Origin of the sequence: Paraburkholderia sp. A1RI-2L (genome assembly GCF_048957375.1) — a bacterium.
In the GTDB taxonomy this organism is placed as follows: Bacteria; Pseudomonadota; Gammaproteobacteria; order Burkholderiales; family Burkholderiaceae; genus Paraburkholderia.
Genome location: NZ_JARBTA010000002.1, coordinates 957,431 through 973,897, shown reverse-complemented (window position 1 = coordinate 973,897; position 16,467 = coordinate 957,431). Strand labels below are relative to the sequence as shown.

General features: G+C 64.2%; 17 protein-coding genes. 13 read left to right on the top strand and 4 right to left on the bottom strand.

All coding sequences use genetic code 11. The annotated features are described in order from the left end of the window. Positions 1-119 precede the first annotated feature (119 nt). Positions 120-1,832 (top strand): peptidoglycan D,D-transpeptidase FtsI family protein, encoded by a 1,713-nt coding sequence (locus PWP93_RS19220; protein ID WP_421045541.1) that lies wholly within the window; start codon positions 120-122, stop codon positions 1,830-1,832. A 122-nt stretch (positions 1,833-1,954) separates the two neighbouring features. Here the strand turns inward: PWP93_RS19220 and PWP93_RS19215 are convergent, their stop codons facing one another. Then, positions 1,955-2,755 (bottom strand): Crp/Fnr family transcriptional regulator, encoded by an 801-nt coding sequence (locus PWP93_RS19215; protein ID WP_421045540.1) that lies wholly within the window; start codon positions 2,753-2,755, stop codon positions 1,955-1,957. A gap of 188 nt (positions 2,756-2,943) precedes the next feature. Here PWP93_RS19215 and PWP93_RS19210 point away from each other — a divergent pair, with 188 nt between their 5' ends. Both PWP93_RS19210 and PWP93_RS19205 read left to right on the top strand, forming a co-directional pair. Next, complete coding sequence (locus tag PWP93_RS19210) at positions 2,944-4,587, top strand: acyl-CoA synthetase (protein WP_421045539.1); 1,644 nt, start codon at positions 2,944-2,946, stop codon at positions 4,585-4,587. 279 nt (positions 4,588-4,866) lie between these two features. After that, positions 4,867-5,178: a hypothetical protein gene (locus tag PWP93_RS19205; protein ID WP_421026422.1), complete on the top strand. Its 312-nt coding sequence runs from the start codon at positions 4,867-4,869 to the stop codon at positions 5,176-5,178. Between the two features lie 240 nt (positions 5,179-5,418). On the opposite strand, the gene PWP93_RS19200 is transcribed toward PWP93_RS19205, so the two are convergent. Continuing rightward, a complete protein-coding gene (locus tag PWP93_RS19200; protein ID WP_175196662.1) occupies positions 5,419-6,021 on the bottom strand; it encodes a response regulator transcription factor in 603 nt (200 codons plus the stop codon). Positions 6,022-6,217: 196 nt separating this feature from the next. Between PWP93_RS19200 and PWP93_RS19195 the strand changes: the two genes are divergently transcribed. The 10 genes from PWP93_RS19195 to rpsU all read left to right on the top strand — a co-directional run bounded on the left by PWP93_RS19195 (position 6,218) and on the right by rpsU (position 14,045). After that, the gene (locus tag PWP93_RS19195) at positions 6,218-6,934 is read left to right on the top strand and encodes a TetR/AcrR family transcriptional regulator (protein ID WP_421027057.1); all 717 of its coding nucleotides are present in this window, start codon (positions 6,218-6,220) and stop codon (positions 6,932-6,934) included. Further along, positions 6,931-7,938, top strand: coding sequence for an HlyD family secretion protein (locus PWP93_RS19190; RefSeq protein ID WP_421026421.1), 1,008 nt, complete (start codon positions 6,931-6,933; stop codon positions 7,936-7,938). Before PWP93_RS19195 ends, PWP93_RS19190 begins: the two co-directional genes overlap by 4 nt. Continuing rightward, complete coding sequence (locus PWP93_RS19185) at positions 7,935-8,906, top strand: ABC transporter ATP-binding protein (protein ID WP_421045538.1); 972 nt, start codon at positions 7,935-7,937, stop codon at positions 8,904-8,906. Before PWP93_RS19190 ends, PWP93_RS19185 begins: the two co-directional genes overlap by 4 nt. Then, positions 8,906-10,051, top strand: coding sequence for an ABC transporter permease (locus tag PWP93_RS19180; protein ID WP_421026419.1), 1,146 nt, complete (start codon positions 8,906-8,908; stop codon positions 10,049-10,051). The genes PWP93_RS19185 and PWP93_RS19180 overlap by 1 nt, the downstream gene beginning before the upstream one ends. A gap of 10 nt (positions 10,052-10,061) precedes the next feature. Beyond that, complete coding sequence (locus tag PWP93_RS19175) at positions 10,062-11,579, top strand: efflux transporter outer membrane subunit (protein ID WP_421045537.1); 1,518 nt, start codon at positions 10,062-10,064, stop codon at positions 11,577-11,579. Positions 11,580-12,093: 514 nt separating this feature from the next. Next, positions 12,094-12,297: a cold-shock protein gene (locus tag PWP93_RS19170; RefSeq protein ID WP_421045536.1), complete on the top strand. Its 204-nt coding sequence runs from the start codon at positions 12,094-12,096 to the stop codon at positions 12,295-12,297. A gap of 278 nt (positions 12,298-12,575) precedes the next feature. After that, positions 12,576-12,800, top strand: coding sequence for a hypothetical protein (locus PWP93_RS19165; protein ID WP_421045535.1), 225 nt, complete (start codon positions 12,576-12,578; stop codon positions 12,798-12,800). 346 nt (positions 12,801-13,146) lie between these two features. Next, on the top strand, positions 13,147-13,437 hold the full coding sequence (locus PWP93_RS19160) for a hypothetical protein (protein ID WP_421026415.1): 291 nt from the start codon (positions 13,147-13,149) through the stop codon (positions 13,435-13,437). A 105-nt stretch (positions 13,438-13,542) separates the two neighbouring features. Continuing rightward, positions 13,543-13,758 carry a hypothetical protein gene (locus PWP93_RS19155; RefSeq protein WP_421026414.1) on the top strand — a complete coding sequence of 72 codons (216 nt, stop codon included), beginning with the start codon at positions 13,543-13,545 and terminating at the stop codon, positions 13,756-13,758. Positions 13,759-13,832: 74 nt separating this feature from the next. Continuing rightward, complete coding sequence (gene rpsU / locus PWP93_RS19150; RefSeq protein ID WP_421026413.1) at positions 13,833-14,045, top strand: 30S ribosomal protein S21; 213 nt, start codon at positions 13,833-13,835, stop codon at positions 14,043-14,045. A gap of 187 nt (positions 14,046-14,232) precedes the next feature. Here rpsU and PWP93_RS19145 read toward each other — a convergent pair whose 3' ends face one another. Both PWP93_RS19145 and PWP93_RS19140 read right to left on the bottom strand, forming a co-directional pair. Further along, the gene (locus PWP93_RS19145) at positions 14,233-15,072 is read right to left on the bottom strand and encodes an ABC transporter permease (protein WP_421045534.1); all 840 of its coding nucleotides are present in this window, start codon (positions 15,070-15,072) and stop codon (positions 14,233-14,235) included. Positions 15,073-15,086: 14 nt separating this feature from the next. Beyond that, positions 15,087-16,397 (bottom strand): ABC transporter permease, encoded by a 1,311-nt coding sequence (locus tag PWP93_RS19140; protein WP_421045533.1) that lies wholly within the window; start codon positions 16,395-16,397, stop codon positions 15,087-15,089. Between the last annotated feature and the right edge of the window lie 70 nt (positions 16,398-16,467).

The following is a 16,467-nucleotide window of genomic DNA, read 5'->3' as shown; positions in this document are numbered from 1 at the left end:
CCATTTCCCTGCGCCCGCTCATCCTCCTACCGCTTCACGGCAGCAAAAGGCCGCGAAAATTTCACTTCAATTACACAGAGATTACAATAATGCATCGCTAAATCCCCGCCCCCGCCCCGATGATCCGCTCCAGGAAACCGCCGCGCGACCCGCACGCCACGGCGACCCGCCATCCGATGCTGTCGCCGAAGCTGCCCGCGTGGCGCTCCAAGTTCATCGTGTTCGTGCTGTTCGCGGCCTTCGCCGCGCTTGCCGGCCGCGCGCTCTGGGTCCAGATCGTCAACCACGACTTCTACGTGAAGCAGGGGCAAAAGCGCTATCAGCGCACGCTCGAGCTCGACGCCATGCGCGGGCGCATCGTCGACCGCCACGGCGCGCTGCTCGCCGTGAGCCTCGAAACCTTCGAGATCTGGGCCAATCCCAAGCTGCTTGATGAAGCCGCCTACGCGCCGCTCGCGAAGCTGCTCGACATGCCGCTCGCCGAACTGCGCCGGCGCCTGCCGCACGAGCGCTCGTTCGTGCTGCTCAAGCGCCAGGTCGACGCCGAGACCGCCGCTCATATCGACGAAATGGCCACCGGCGGCATCACGCTGATTGCCGACTCGAAGCGCTTCTATCCCGAGGGCGAATCGGCGGCGCACGTGGTAGGTTTCACCGACATCGAGGACCAGGGCCAGGAAGGCGTCGAGCTCGCGGCCAACGCGCGCCTGCGCGGCACGCCCGGCCAGCGCGAGGTGATCCGCGACCGGCTCGGCCGCGTGGTTTCGGAGCCGAGCGAGCGCGTGCTGCCGAAAAACGGCGACACGGTGCAGCTCACCGTCGACCGCCGCATCCAGCAGCTCGCCTATGCGCAGTTGAAGGCGGCCGTTGCGAAGCATCACGCGGAAGCCGGCAGCGTCGTGGTGCTCGACGCGCAGAACGGCGAGATTCTCGCGCTCGCCAACTGGCCGTCGTTCGATCCCAACAATCGCGCGCGCCTCACGGGGCGCCAGTTGCGCAACCGCGCAGTGATCGACACATTCGAGCCGGGCTCGACCATCAAGCCGCTCGTCGCGGCGCTTTCGATGGATCTGCACAAGGTCAACGCCAATACGATCATCGATACAACGCCTGGCACGTATCGCATCGGTCCGGCCGTGATTCACGACACCTCGAACCATGGCCGCATCACGGTGGCGCAAGCGATCCAGATGTCGAGCAACATCGCGCTCGCGAAGATGGCGCTGAACCTGCCCGCGCAGACCATCTGGAGCAAGTATCAGGACTACGGCCTCGGCATGCGGCCCGAAGTGACGTTCCCCGGCGCAGCCGCAGGCCGCGTGCGGCCCTGGGCGCGCTGGCGGCCGATCGAGCAGGCGACCATGGCTTACGGCTACGGCCTCTCGACTTCGCTCCTGCAGATCGCGCAGGTCTACACCGCGTTTGCCGGCGACGGCACGATGTACCCCGCGAAGCTGCTGAGCGGCGAGCCTGGCTCGCCGGGCGCCGCGCCGCGCGCCGTGACGACGCCCGCCACGGCGGCGTCGATGCGCAAGATGCTGGAAATGGCCACGAGCGAAGGCGGCACCGGCCGCGCGGCCAATGTCGAGGGCTACCGGATCGGCGGCAAGACCGGCACCGCGCGCAAGCAGGTCGGCGCGGGTTATGCGAAGAACCGCTATCGCGCGCTGTTCGTCGGCATGGCGCCGATGAGCGCGCCGCGCGTGGTCGTCGCGGTGATGATCGACGATCCCGCAGGCGGCTCGTTCTACGGCGGCACGGTGGCGGGGCCCGTGTTCTCGGGCGTCATGCAGGGCACGCTGCAATTGCTGGGCGTTCCGCCGGACGCGTGATCGCCGTCGGCGGTCGCGCTTGTCAGGCGCGCTTGTCAGGCGCGCTTGCCGGGTGCGCGTCACCGAGCCCGGCAAAGCCGCGCCCGGTCGCTTCAGGCGGTGCGGCTACCGCTCGCCGCCACTCAAATCTGGTCGCGCCCAAACGCGCGCAACGCGCCGAGATCCACCACATCCACGCGGTTATACGAAAGCGTGACGAGCCCCTCTCGCTCGAGCGTCTGCAACGCCTGATTGACGCGCTGCCGCGACGCCCCCGCGAGCATGCCGATCTCCTCCTGCGAAATCTCCAGCGCGTGGCCGGTTTCCGGATACAGGTCGGGGTTGAACATCTGCGCGAGCGCCTGGGCCACGCGCGCGTCGACGTCGAGCAGCCGGCTATTCTGGATCAATGCGATGAACTCGCCCATGCGGTTGTTCAACTGATGAATCACGAAACGGTTGAACGGCAGGCTGCTGTCCATGAGCCGATGAAACGTGTCCGCCGTCACCGCCATCACGAGCGAGGGCTGCAGTGCGATCACGTCGTACTTGCGCGGCTCACGCTTGATCACGCTGCCCTCGCCGAACCAGCCGCCATGCGGCACGCCCGAGAAGGTGCAGCCGCGCCCCGACGCATTGAAGATCGCAAGCTTCACGAGCCCGCTGCTCACGCCCAGCCAGTATGCGGACGGCGCTTCGCGAGCAGCCACGATCGCGCCCGCGGCCCATGCCTGCGCGTGCGAGGTGTCGAGCACCCATGCGCGGTGCTCGGGCGCGAGCGTGCGAAACCATGCGCAGCGCTCGAACAGCGCCGCGAGCTGGACCGCATTGCGCGCGTCGATCCTGACCGGGTCGATCCTGACCGGGTCGCTCCGGCCTGCAGCAGACGTGGCAAGGGTGTCCTTAGGCGGAATGGGGTCCGGGGGGATAATGGGCTGCGTCATCGCGCTTACCTGAATTACCTGGAGGTCGGTCATCGGTGGCGCGGGGAAGGCATGCTCTGTCGCGCCGGCGACAGACTCCCCCGCACCGTCCTGCTACGGTAGCGCGAATCATACCGACAAACCAGCCGATAAACCGGAAACAGGCCCGCGCTCCGGGCCCTGTATGGATCGCATCAGGAGACAGCACCATGTCGCACCCGTACGAGGAAGGGCTCGCGCAACGCGAAGCCAATTACGTCCCGCTCACACCGATCGACTTCATTGCGCGCGCCGCCGAGGTCTATGGCGACCGTCTCGCCATGGTCCACGGCAACGTGCGCCGCAACTGGCGCGACACTTACGCGCGCACGCGGCGTCTCGCGAGCGCGCTCGAACGTTCGGGCGTCGCGCGCGGCGACACCGTCGCGGTACTGCTCCCCAACATCCCCGCCATGGTCGAGGCGCACTTCGGCGTACCGATGGCGGGCGCCGTGCTCAACACGCTCAACACGCGGCTCGATATCGCAACCATGCTGTTCATGCTGCGCCATGGCGAGGCGAAGGTGCTTATCGTCGATACCGAGTTCGCCACGCTCGCGCAACGCGCGGCGCTCGAATTTCCGGCGCTGAAGATCATCACCGTGGCCGATGTCGCGCCTGCGGACCCCGAGCATTTTCCACGCGGCATCGACTACGAGGCCTTTCTCGATCAGGGCGACCCCGAGTTCGCCTGGCAACTGCCGGCGAACGAGTGGGACGCCATCGCGCTGAACTACACCTCGGGCACCACCGGCGACCCGAAGGGCGTGGTCTATCACCACCGCGGGGCGTATCTGAATGCGGTGAGCAATATCCTCGAGTGGGATATGCCCAAGCACGCCGTGTATCTGTGGACGCTGCCGCTCTTTCATTGCAACGGCTGGTGCTTCGCGTGGACCGTGGCGGCGCGCGCGGGCGTGAACGTGTGCCTGCGCAAGTTCGACGCGAAGCTCGTATTCGAGCTGATCCGCTCCGAAGCGGTCACCCACTATTGCGGCGCGCCCATCGTCCAGGGTGCGCTCGCCGACGCCCCCGCCGAATACCGCGAGGGCATCACTCACACGGTGCGCACGATGGTGGCGGGCGCGCCGCCCGCACCCGCCGTGATCGCGAAGATGAAGACCATCGGCATCGAGCTCACGCACGTGTACGGGCTCACCGAAGTCTACGGTCCGGCTTCGGTGTGCGCGACACAGGAGAGCTGGAAAGCGCTGCCCGAAGACGAACAGGCGCGGCTCGCCGCGCGCCAGGGCGTGCGCTATCACCTGCAAAGCGGCATCAGCGTGCGCAATCCCGAAACGATGGACCCCGTGCCGAACGACGGCGAAACGCTCGGCGAAATCATGTTTCGCGGCAACATCTGCATGAAGGGCTATCTGAAGAACGAGCGCGCGACGGAAGAAGCGTTTCGCGGCGGCTGGTTCCATACCGGCGATCTCGGCGTGATGACCCCCGACGGCTATGTGCGCATCACCGACCGCAGCAAGGACATCATCATCTCGGGCGGCGAGAATATTTCGAGCATCGAGGTGGAAGACACGCTGTATCGCCATCCCGCGGTCGCGCTCGCGGCGGTCGTGGCGATGCCCGACGCGAAGTGGGGCGAAGTGCCGTGCGCATTCGTCGAACTGCGGGAAGGTGCGAGCGCAACGACCGAGGAGATCATCGCGCATTGCAGGCTCTTTCTCGCGGCTTACAAGGTTCCGCGCGTCGTGAAGTTCGGCGAGTTGCCGCGCACCGCAACGGGCAAGATCCAGAAATACGAATTGCGCGCGCAGGTGGGGTCGAAAAGCGCAATCGATATGAAGAAATAGTCCACGGCAACCGGCGGGCTTCGTGCGCCCGCCTTGCCGTCTTTATGTTACGGCTCTTGACAACCGCGTCCGTGAAATTGCTTTGGCAATCTTCAGAAACCCGCGGTAATCCGTTACGCATCAAGAGCCGATTATAAAACGCGCAGTTTTCGTGCGGCAGACCGCTCGAAATGAAACATTACAAGTGCTCACGTATTCATCGCCTTGTCCCCTATAAGCTGGGCTTCATGTCGAATGCAACGCAATGCATGACGACGTACCCAAAAAGGAGGAACGCATATGAATACGACGCGCTGGAAAACCCCCGCCCGAGTTCTCGCCGCCGCGCTGCTCGCAGGCGGTGCGCTGATGAGCGCATCGAGCGCCTTTGCCCAATACGCGCCGCATCATGATGGGCCGCGCATGGTGCCGGTGGATGCGCGAGTGTCGATCGGCTGGCACGAAGACCGTTACTGGGACGGCCACCGCTACTGGGAACGCGACGCGTGGATGCACCATCATCCGCACGACCCTGGCCCTCCGGGCTGGCATGGCGACCGTCACGAGATGCGTTACGACGATCATCGCCCGCCCCCGCCGCCGCGCTACTGATTTGATCGACGCGGAACCTGACACCCGCCCCGCATCATATTCCCCGCCATTTAATTCGACATGCGAATTAACTTAAGCGGATCTGCGCCGAAAGCCTCGCGACAGTAACGACGCGTAATGTGAGCGCGTTGCTTCGCACGCAGCCGGTAGGTAACGTTATGGGGCGTTTCGTTTCCAGGAGCGCACGGTGTATTCTCATTACCCCGGCCGTTCGCGGCTGGGGCTCTTTTTGCCCCGGCTTCAATCGATAAGCTTGTTCAAGGTGGCAAATTCGATCAGCGCCGCCAGCGACGAAACACCGAGCTTGTCGAGCACGCGCGTCTTGTAGGTGCTGACCGTCTTGTCGGAGAGCCCGAGCCGCGCCGCCACGCCCTTGTTGCTCATGCCGCGCGCGAGATATTGCAGCACTTCCACTTCGCGCGGCGAGAGCCCGTTGAGCGCCACATCGCGGCCGCCGCCGCAACTGCCTGCCGGAAAGCAGTCGTACCCGAGCAGCACCGCCTTCACCACGCCGCACAACTCCTCCACGCCACGGCTCTTGCTCACGTAACCGTTCGCGCCCGCGATGCGGGTGTGATTCGCCATGACCTGCTCGGGCTTCGCGGAGAGCACGAGAACGCGCGTGGCGGATTGCCGGGCGCGGATGCCGCGAATGACCGAAAGCCCGTCCAGTTTCGGCAATTCGAGATCGAGGATGACGAGATCAGGCTGCAATTCCTGCACGATGCGCAAACCTTCTTCCCCGTCGCTGCACTCGCCCACCAGTTCATATTCGGTGTGCAAAACGTTTGCAAGCATCTTGAGGACGATGGGGTGATCGTCGATAACCACGATGCGCTTCATTTTTTCTTCCATTTTTAGGGGCGTGATCGGATGCACCTTTCGGTACGAGAATGACAGCCTGAATGACCACCCCACCTTTGTGTATAGGAAAGGTCTGAAAGGACGTCGCCCGACTGACAATCGTTAACCCGCATCGCGCGCATTTGAATCTAACTAACGCGTGAATTAGACTGGACCAATGAATCCACGTCGCTCGATGCCGGCCTCGCCTCCCTCGCCTCCCTCGCCCGCCACGGCCGGAAGCCGCAAGCCTCGCGGGCGCCGCCGCGCCGACACCGACCTCGACGTGCGCGAGCGGCTGCTGGCCTGCGCGACGCAACTCTTCGCCGAACAAGGCATTGCCGCTACGACCATGGCGCAAATCGCCGCCGCGGCGGGCGTCACGTCGGCCATGGTTCACTACTACTTCACCAATCGGGAAAAGCTGCTCGACGCCGTCGTCGAAGAGCGCATCGCGCGCTCCATTGCCTATGTGTGGGGCAGCGCGGATAGCGAAGCCGCAGCCGACCCGCACGCGCTCGTACAGGAACTCGTCGCAAGGCTCTTCGAAGTCACCGAGCACCTGCCGTGGCTGCCGCCGCTATGGCTGCGCGAAATCGTCAACGAAGGCGGCCTGTTGCGCGAGCGCATGCTCAAGCGCCTGCCCGTCGAACAACTGCAACGATTCGTCATGCATATCGGTTCCGCGCAGCGCGAGGGCACCGTGAACCCGGCGCTGGAAGCGCCGCTGCTGTTCATGTCGATCCTCGCGCTCGTCATGCTGCCGCTCGCGACCGCGAGGCTCTGGCAAAACACGCGCGGCCTGCCAAAGGTCGAGCGCGAAGCGCTGCGCCGCCATGTCACCGCGCTGCTCGCGGGCGCCATGCGGGTGCCCGCGAATGCTGCTGGAAATACCACAGGAAGTGCGCCATGAGCGGACAGATCGAACCTGCGCGCGCCTCGCGCTGCAACCGCTTGCCGCTTCGCGCAGCCATCGTCGGCCTTGTTGGCCTCGTTGGCCTGGGCGCTCTCGGTGCGTGCTCGCGCCACGAAGCGCCGGTCTGGCAAGGCTACGTCGAAGGTGAATATGTTTATCTCGCGTCCTCGCAATCGGGCACGCTCGCGAAGCTCGCCGTGCAGCGCGGCCAGGCCGTCGCTGCCTCGGCGCCCGTATTCGCGCTCGAAGCCGTCGACGAAACTGCTGCGCGCGATGAAGCGCGCCACCGCCTCGCCGCCGCGCAGGCGCAGCTCGACGATCTGCAAACCGGCAAGCGTCCGCCCGAAGTGCGCGTGACCGAAGCGCAGCTCGCCCAGGCCGAGGCCACCGCGCGCAAGGCGGCGCTCCAGCTCGCGCGCGATGAGGCGCAGTTGCGCGCAGGCGGCATCTCGCAGGCGCAGCTCGACGACTCGCGCGCGCAGGCCGCATCGAGCGCCGCGCAGGTGCGCGAGTTGCAGAATCAGGTGCGCGTCGCGAACCTGCCCGGGCGCGTGGCGCAGATCGCGGCGCAGGCCGCCGATGTCGAGGCGGCGCAGGCCACGCTCGCCCAGGCGCAGTGGAAGCTCGATCAGAAGCGCGTGACCGCGCCCGGCGCGGGGCTCGTTTACGACACGCTCTATCGCGTGGGCGAATGGGTGCAGGCCGGCAGCCCGGTCGTGCAGATGCTGCCGCCGCAAAACGTCAAGCTGCGCTTTTTCGTGCCCGAAACCGTGGTGGGCTCGCTCGCGCCGGGGCGCAAGATTCTCGTGCACTGCGATGGCTGCGCCGCCGACGTGCCCGCCACCATCACCTGGGTTTCGAACGCCGCCGAGTACACGCCGCCCGTCATCTACAGCAACGAGCAACGCGCGAAGCTCGTGTTCATGATCGAGGCGCATCCGGCCACGCAAGACGCCGCGAAGCTCCATCCGGGCCAGCCGGTGGAGGTGCGGCTGCAATGAGCACAACCAGCGCAACGGGCGCGGACACGGGCGACGGGCCGCGCTACGCCATCGACGTGCGCAATCTCAACAAGCATTTCGGCGACAAGCACGTGGTCAACGACGTCTCGCTGCGCGTCGCGCGGGGTGAGATCTTCGGCTTTCTCGGGCCCAACGGCAGCGGCAAGACCACCTCGATCCGCCTCATGTGCGGCCTGCTCACGCCCGATTCGGGCTCGGGCACCTGCCTCGGCTACGACATCGTGCGCGAGAGCGAAGAGATCAAGCGGCGCGTGGGCTACATGACGCAGCGCTTCTCGTACTGGGACGATCTGACGATCCGCGAGAATCTCGACTTCGTCGCGCGCATCTACCGCATGCCGCGGCGGCGCGAATGCGTCGACCGCGCGATCGAATCGCTCGGCCTCGAAAGCCGCGCGAACCAGCTCACCGGCGCGCTCTCGGGCGGCTGGAAGCAGCGTCTCGCGCTTGCCGCCTGCATGCTGCACGAGCCGCGGCTGCTGCTGCTCGACGAACCCACGGCAGGGGTCGATCCCAACGCGCGGCGCGACTTCTGGGAAGAACTGCACCGCCTCGCCGCGCGCGGCATCTCCGTGCTCGTGAGCACGCACTACATGGACGAAGCCGAGCGCTGCCACAAGCTCGCGTATATCGCGTACGGAAAGCTGCTCGCGCAGGGTACCGCCGCCGAAGTGATCGCCTCGCAAGACCTCGAAACGTGGGCGATTCACGGCGATCAGCTCACTGCGCTCTCGACGCAATTGCGCACCATGCCGGGCGTCGATCAAACGGTGGTGTTCGGCTCCGTGCTGCACGCGAGCGGCCGCGACCGCGCGGCGCTCGCGGCCTCGATCGAGCACGTGAGCGCCGGCACATCGTTGCGTGCACAACGTATTGAAACCGGTTTGGAGGATGTCTTTATCCATCTGATGAGCCAGACGCGCGACAACTACGGAGGCAAGGCCTGATGCTGAAGCTGAACCTCGCATTCTCCGTGTCGCGCTGGTGGAGCATCGTGCTCAAGGAGTTCCTGCAGCTCAAGCGCGACCGCGTGACCTTCGCGATGATCGTCGGCTTGCCGATCATGCAGCTCACGCTGTTCGGCTATGCGATCAACACCGATCCGAAGCACTTGCCGACCGCCATCGTGGTGGCCGAAGACAGCCCTTTCTCGCGCAGCTTCGTGGCAGGCATGAAGAATTCGGCTTACTTCGACGTGGTCGAGACGCTGCCCGACGAGGCCTCCGCGCGGCATGCGCTCGCGCGCGGCAGCGTGCAGTTCGTGCTGAGCATTCCCGTGGATTTTTCGCGGCGCCTGCTGCGCGGCGAGCGGCCCTCGCTGCTAGTGGAAGCGGACGCCACCGATCCCACCGCCATCACCACTGCGCTGGCCGCGTTGCCCGGCCTCATCGCCCCCGTGGCCGCGAAGGACCTGACCGGCCCGCTCGCGCACCTGAACGGCGCGCCCGCTGCCTTCGACGTGCAGGTCCACCGCCTCTACAACCCCGAGGGCATCACGCAATACAACGTCGTGCCAGGCCTCATGGGCGTGATCCTCACGCTGACGATGGTGATGATGACCGGTCTCGCCATCACGCGCGAACGCGAACGGGGCACGATGGAAAACCTGCTCGCCATGCCCGTGCTGCCCATCGAGGTGATGACGGGCAAGATCGTCCCGTACGTGGCGATCGGCCTCGTGCAGGCGACCATCATCGTGCTCGCCGCGCGCTTCGTGTTCGACGTGCCATTCGAGGGCGGTCTCGTGGCGCTCTATCTCTCGGCGCTGCTGTTCATCGCAGCGAATCTCACGGTGGGCATCACGCTCTCGTCGCTCGCGCAGAACCAGTTGCAGGCCATGCAGCTCGCCGTGTTCTACTTCCTGCCGAACCTGCTGCTCTCAGGCTTCATGTTTCCCTTTGCGGGCATGCCACGCTGGGCGCAATGGATCGGCAACCTGCTGCCGCTCACCTACTTCAACCGGCTCGTGCGCGGCATTCTGCTCAAGGGCAACGGCTGGGCTGACTTGTGGCCTTCCGTGTGGCCGCTCGCCGTGTTCGCGGCAGTCGTGATGGCGATCGCGGTGCGCTTCTACCGGCGCACGCTGGACTAGGAGCGCGATGATGAAACGCCATACTCCAACGCCCTTGTCATCGCCCTTGTTATTGCCCTTGTCATCGCTTTTGTCACTGCTGCTGGCAGCCGCACTCGCGGGCTGCACGGTCGGCCCTGACTTTCACGCTCCCGCCGCACCGCAGGAGCCCGACTACACGCGCACGCCGCTGGCCGCCGCCACGGCCGGCGCGCCGGGACCCGGCGGTGCCGCGCAAACTTTCGCAGCCACCGAACACGCGCCGCGCGCCTGGTGGAAGCAATTCGGCAGCCCCGCGCTCGACAGTCTCGTGGACGAAGCGCTGCACGCCAGCCCGACGCTCGATTCCGCACGCGCGAAGCTCGTCGAGGCGCGCGAGAATTACAACGCGCAAGCGGGCGCGGCGCTGTATCCGGCCGTCGACCTGAAGCTCTCCGGCACGCGCCAGAAGATCAATCTAGCTGCCTTCGGCATCACCCAGGTGGCGAGTCCGGCACCGTTCACGCTTTACAACGCCTCGGTCAGCGTCTCGTATGTGTTCGACCTGTTCGGCGCCAACCGCCGCGCACTCGAAGCCACGCTCGCGCAAGTCAATTATCAGGAATACGAACTTGAGGCGGCACAGCTCACCGTGGCGGGCAATGTGGTGGCCACGGCAATCCGGCGGGCCGCGCTGCGTAGCGAAATCGACCTCACGCAGCGATTGATCGTCGCGCAAACGCGGCAATTATCGATCATGGAAGCACGACTCGCGGCCGGCGGCGTCGCGCGGCTCGACGTGCACAGCCAGCGCACTGTGCTCGCGCAAACGCGCGCAACACTTGCGCCGCTCACCACGCAGCTGGCCCAGACCGATCATCTGCTCGCGATCCTGCTAGGCGTGGGGCCATCGAGTTCGGCCTTCGCGCCGCAACTCGACGCGCTCACCCTCGACGCGTTGCCGCTGCCCGAAACGCTCGCGCTCACGTTGCCTTCCACGCTCGCACGCGAGCGCCCCGACATTCGCGCATCCGAGGCGCTATTGCATCACGCCAGTGCGAACGTGGGCGTGGCGACAGCCAACCTGTTTCCACAGATTTCGATTTCGGCGGGCGCGGGCTCGGAACGCACGCGCATCGAAGACGTGATAACGGGGCTCAACATCTGGAACGTGGGGCTTGGCCTCACGCAGCCGATCTTTCATGGCGGCGAGTTGCGCGCGAAGCGGCGTGCGGCGCAAGCCGCCTATGAGGCCGCGTTCGCGGACTATAAGCAGACGGTGCTGCAAGCGCTCCAGCAAGTCGCCGACACGCTGCACGCGCTGCAGGACGACGCGCTGGAACTGCAAACCCGCGACGACGCCGCGCACGAAGCGCAAGCCAGCGCCTCGATCGCGCATGATCGCTACGCTGCGGGCGGCGTGAGCGAATTCGATCTGATCGACGCGCAACGCCAGGCGCTGCAAACCGCGCTCGATCGCACGCGTGCGCAGGCCACGCGGCTCACGGATACGGCAGCGCTCTATCAGGCGCTGGGCGGCGCGGCGCTGCCCGATGAGGCCGCGCGTTAGTGCTGGCGCGAAAAGAGCTCTTCGTGGATTTGCGGGGGAAAGCGGTTGCGGACGGGCTGGGGTCGGCCATGACGCGCCCTTCACCTGAAACTCAGCAGACATCCCAGTGTCGGTTGCGCTTTGTACACGGCCGGTCAGTACGCGGCTCTGATACGAATTTAGGGGAACGTTGCGCAATTCACCTTTTCGACCCCGCCACAGCAAGTGCGGTGCCGCCCTAAGCTTGTGTCTGTCCCCACCTTATGTCTAACCTATGCGCCTTACCAGGCAACGGTGCGCAGCCCGACAGGCCGCATCGCTCGGGCTGCACAACCGACCGCCGGGTGAAACAGTTACAAGATAAGTATTGACGCTGGCAGCACCCAGCGGGTACTGTGCCCGCTGAAGTTCAAGAAGTTCGACTGCTGTTCATCAATTGCTCGCTCCTCTGCGGTATTCGTTGTCCTCTCCCTCCTTGAAGCTTCACCCACTCTTTAACAGAGTAATTCTTCGTAGTTTTCCTCAAGGATTTTTTATGGATACCGGTACCGTTAAGTGGTTCAACGACAGCAAAGGCTTTGGCTTCATCACGCCGGATAAGGGCGGCGACGACCTGTTCGCTCATTTCTCCGAAATCAGGGGTGACGGATTCAAGACGCTGGCTGAAAATCAGAAGGTGAGCTTCGAAACGAAGCGAGGCCCGAAGGGTCTGCAAGCGGCTAACATCAAGCCGATGTAAAGTTTGAAGGGCCCGGTCTCCCGCGATGGACGCCGGGTTACAGCGACATACTCGCGGAGCTTGGTCTCCTGAATCCGGCGCGATTGCGCTTAGCTGCACCTGTTCATTCAGCAGCTCGCCAAGCCCCATACGCCTCGTTGTTGATCATTCTCCCCTCAGGCTTCAACGCCATTTTTTGCTTTCCGACTTCATCAGATTCAGCTCGCCATGGCTTTGAATCGGCGTGCCCCTGCATATTTCACACGGCATGCGCGCACTCGAACATCATTAAAATTAAAATGCGTAATAACCAAATTCAACAATACAACGGCTATGCCGTCCAACCCTCGGCGCATCGTTTGCCCGACGGTAGTTTTTCATCCAACCTGCTGCTCGAGCGCATCAATAGCGCGCGCGCCGAAGGCCGCTACCAGTTTTATTCGCTCGATTACTTCGCGAGTGAAGAGCAGGCGCTGCAGCACTCGACACGCTGGGCGCACAACTGGGTCGACACGCGCGGTTAAGGGCGACACGGTTTCGCCGCATTTCGCCGTCGTTGACACGGTGCCAAGCGAACGTCGGCTGCGATACGGCGCTATGCGCATACCCGCAGTCGATCCAGGCTACCGGCTCGTAACAGTAGCGGGGGCAGGAAAACATTCACTGTACAAATCGGGCAATGGGTGTAGGATGAAAGCGTTGATTGACCCACAGCCCCTCTCTGCGCCTCTCCAGTCACCCTTTCCAACGGAATCGGGCCGCTCATTCATCACAGGCCGAACAACGCGGCCGATCATGTGAAGACTGAACTCAGTCGCTCACGCCCTTTTCCCGATTCGTCGCGTGTTGACGCGGCCTCAGAGGTATTTCATGACAACCGGATTCCGTCTCTACCGTGGACTGGAAGTTTATCCACTCGTCTATCCGCATCGTGCCACCGAGCCCGGCAATGGGCATAACTACGACGAAGGATTCGACGCTGCCGTGCGTATCCAGGCGCCGGGAAGCTCAGGGGAAGCGCCCCGCAGCCGCGTATTCCGGCTTGTGGTGACAAAGCCCTTCCAGAGCGCCGGAGACGCGCGGCGTGCTTCGACTGCCTATGCGGAACACCTCATCGATACGTGTTCCCAAGACACGAACATCCTTGATCTGGTGTTGTGATTCGCACCTCGCTACAGGCCCTGTTGAACGCGTGACACATCCCATCCATCCACGCGAAGCTGGCGCAACGATCCTGGTCGCGCGGCAACCAAACAAGGAAAGACAGTGCGCTTCAATTCGACGCGATTCATTATCGACCCGACGCCACGCAGGGCCGACGGCGAATACATGGCCCATGCCCGCATCAGCACCAGCCGTGCGGACGGGAGCAAGTACGACATTCATCTAAGTGGTGATCTCGCGGGCTTCGACATGCGCGAGGACGCCATTGCCTATGCGAAAAAATGGGCGCAGGAATGGTTGGACGTGCGCTTTGGCTGAAAGGAAACAAGGCAGCAAACTCCGTCGCGCACGTCCGGACGATTCACGGCGCGAACTCACAACCAGGAAGACAATTGACTACTGTAACCCCCAAACTGAACGAACCGGTGGAAGTCGCGCTGCGCCGCTTCCGACGCTCGATCGAGAGCACCGGCTTGATAAAGGAACTGCGGGCCAGAACGGCTTATGAAACACCGACTGCGAAACGCAAACGAAAGAAGGCCGCCGCTGTAGCCCGACTCAGAAAACAGATCAAACGGTCATTGCCACCGAGGAAGCTGTACTGAGCCAAAGTTGTCGTGCAGGCAAGCGAGCGGCGGCCCTGCTCCAGGAGCAGTCGTTGGCAGCGCTGCACACGAATGACGGCAGCGGGTCGAACAGAGCCTGGTCCGGAAATCCACGAAGCCCCCACTAAAAAAGCGGCGCATGCGCCGCTTTGCACTTCAGGCCACAATCAGGCCACCTCAAGCCGCCTCAAGCCTTCACCGCGCGCGCCGCATTCCTGCCGCGCAGCCATTCGAGCGCCAGCAACAGACCGGTCGAAAACACGATCAGGATCGTTGCGAGCGCAGCGATCGTCGGGCTGATGTTCTCGCGAATGCCCGTGAACATCTGGCGCGGCAGAGTCGTCTGATCGGCGCCCGCAAGAAAGAGCGTCACCACCACCTCGTCGAACGACGTCGCGAATGCGAACAGCGCGCCCGAAATCACGCCGGGCGCGATCACGGGCAGCGTGATGCGGAAGAACGTCGAAACGGGATTCGCACCGAGCGAAAGACTCGCGCGCACGAGGTTGTAATTGAAGCCCTGCAACGTGGCCGACACCGTCGTCACCACGAACGGCACGCCCAGCGACGCATGCGCGAGAATCAGGCCCAGATAGGTATTGGCGAGCCCGAGCGGCGCGAAAAACAGATACATGCCCACGCCCACCACCACCACGGGCACGATCATCGGCGAGATGAGCACGGCCATCAGCACGGCCTTGCCGCGAAAATCCGCCTTCGTGATGCCGATGGCCGCAAGCGTGCCGAGCACCGTCGCCACCAGCGTCGCCGCAGGCCCGACGATGAAGCTGTTCTTCGCGGCCATACGCCACTCGTCGGACATCACGAGGTTCTGATACCAGCGCATCGACCAGCCCGGAATCGGGTAGACGAGAAACGTGCTCGACGAAAACGACAGCGGCACGATTGCGAGCACCGGCAGGATCAGATAGAGCAGCGTGAGCACGGCGAGCCCGCGCAGCGTGAAATACCATACGCGTTCGATGGCCGAGGTATGCGGCGCAAACAGAGGCTTGGCGAATTTCATGTCGGTTGCCTCCGTTAGCCGAGGCTCAGTTGCGTGCGCGTGAAGCGCCCATAGACGAAATACAGCACGGTGGTCGCCGCGAGCAGGAGCGCGCCGAGCGAGCATGCCATGCCCCAGTTGATCGACACGTTCGTGAAGTACGCCACGTAATAGCTCACCATCTGGTCGGCGGGACCGCCGAGCAGCGCCGGCGTGATGTAGTAGCCGATCGAGAGGATGAAGACCAGCAGCACACCCGCGCCGATGCCCGGATAGGTCTGCGGCACGTACACGCGCCAGAACGCCGCGAACGGATGGCTGCCGAGCGAAACCGCCGCACGCTGGTAGGTGGGCGGGATCGACTTCATCACGCTATAGAGCGGCAGCACCATGAAGGGCAGCAGAATGTGCGTCATGGAGATGTACACCCCCACGCGATTGAAGAGCAGCGTGAGCGGTGTGGATATGATGCCGGTGCCGATCAGCGCCTTGTTGACAAGTCCTTCGCTCTGCAGAATGACGATCCACGCAGCCACGCGCACGAGAATCGATGTCCAGAACGGAATCAGCACGAGGATCATCACGAGATTGGCGCGCCGCTCGGGCAGCGTCGAAATCCAGTACGCGAGCGGATAGCCGAGCGCGAGCGTAAACAGCGTCACGAACACGCTGATCACGAAGGTGCGGCCGAACACGGCGAGATAGATCTGCTGGTCGGGGTCGGCGGGAACGATGCTGCCGAACGCATCCTGCTTGTGATCGAGCGAGGCCAGCAGATAGAACGGCGAGTAGCGGCCACTGTTCTTCGCAATGGCCTGCCAGTACGTCACGTCGTTCCAGCGGTCGTCGAGCTCGACGATTTTGGCGCGCGTTTGCGCTGGCGTGAGCTTGAGCGGATGGCCGTCGTCGTCGGCGAGCGGCATGGCGCGCGCCGTCTTCGCCACGAGCGAGCGATAGCCCGCGATCTCGACGTTCAGGCGGCGGGCGAGCGCGCCCATGGCGTCGCCGTCCTGCACCGCCGTGAGATCTTGCGTGAGTGCCGCGTAGGCCGCGTCGGGCGGTGCGCTCTTGCGGTCCCAGCTGCTCAGCGCCGCAACGGTATGCGGCAGCGCGGTCGCCACCTCGGGATTCTGCACGGCGCGCGTGAGCAGCGCCGCGATCGGCACGACGAAAATCAGCAGCAAGAAGATCGCCAGCGGCGCAATCAGCAAGAGCGCCATCGTGCGCTTTCTGGCCTGCGCGAGGCGCAGTTCGTGCTTCAGGCGCGCAACCGGCTCGCTTGCGTCTGCTGCGCTGCTGCTTGCGCTGTTGCGTGATTCATCGGCTGCGTGTTTCGCGGTCGTCATGGATGTCAACTCAGTCTCCTGCGGTCACCCCGGAAGCGCTCGCCCCGAGGCGCCATACCACACGCACCGC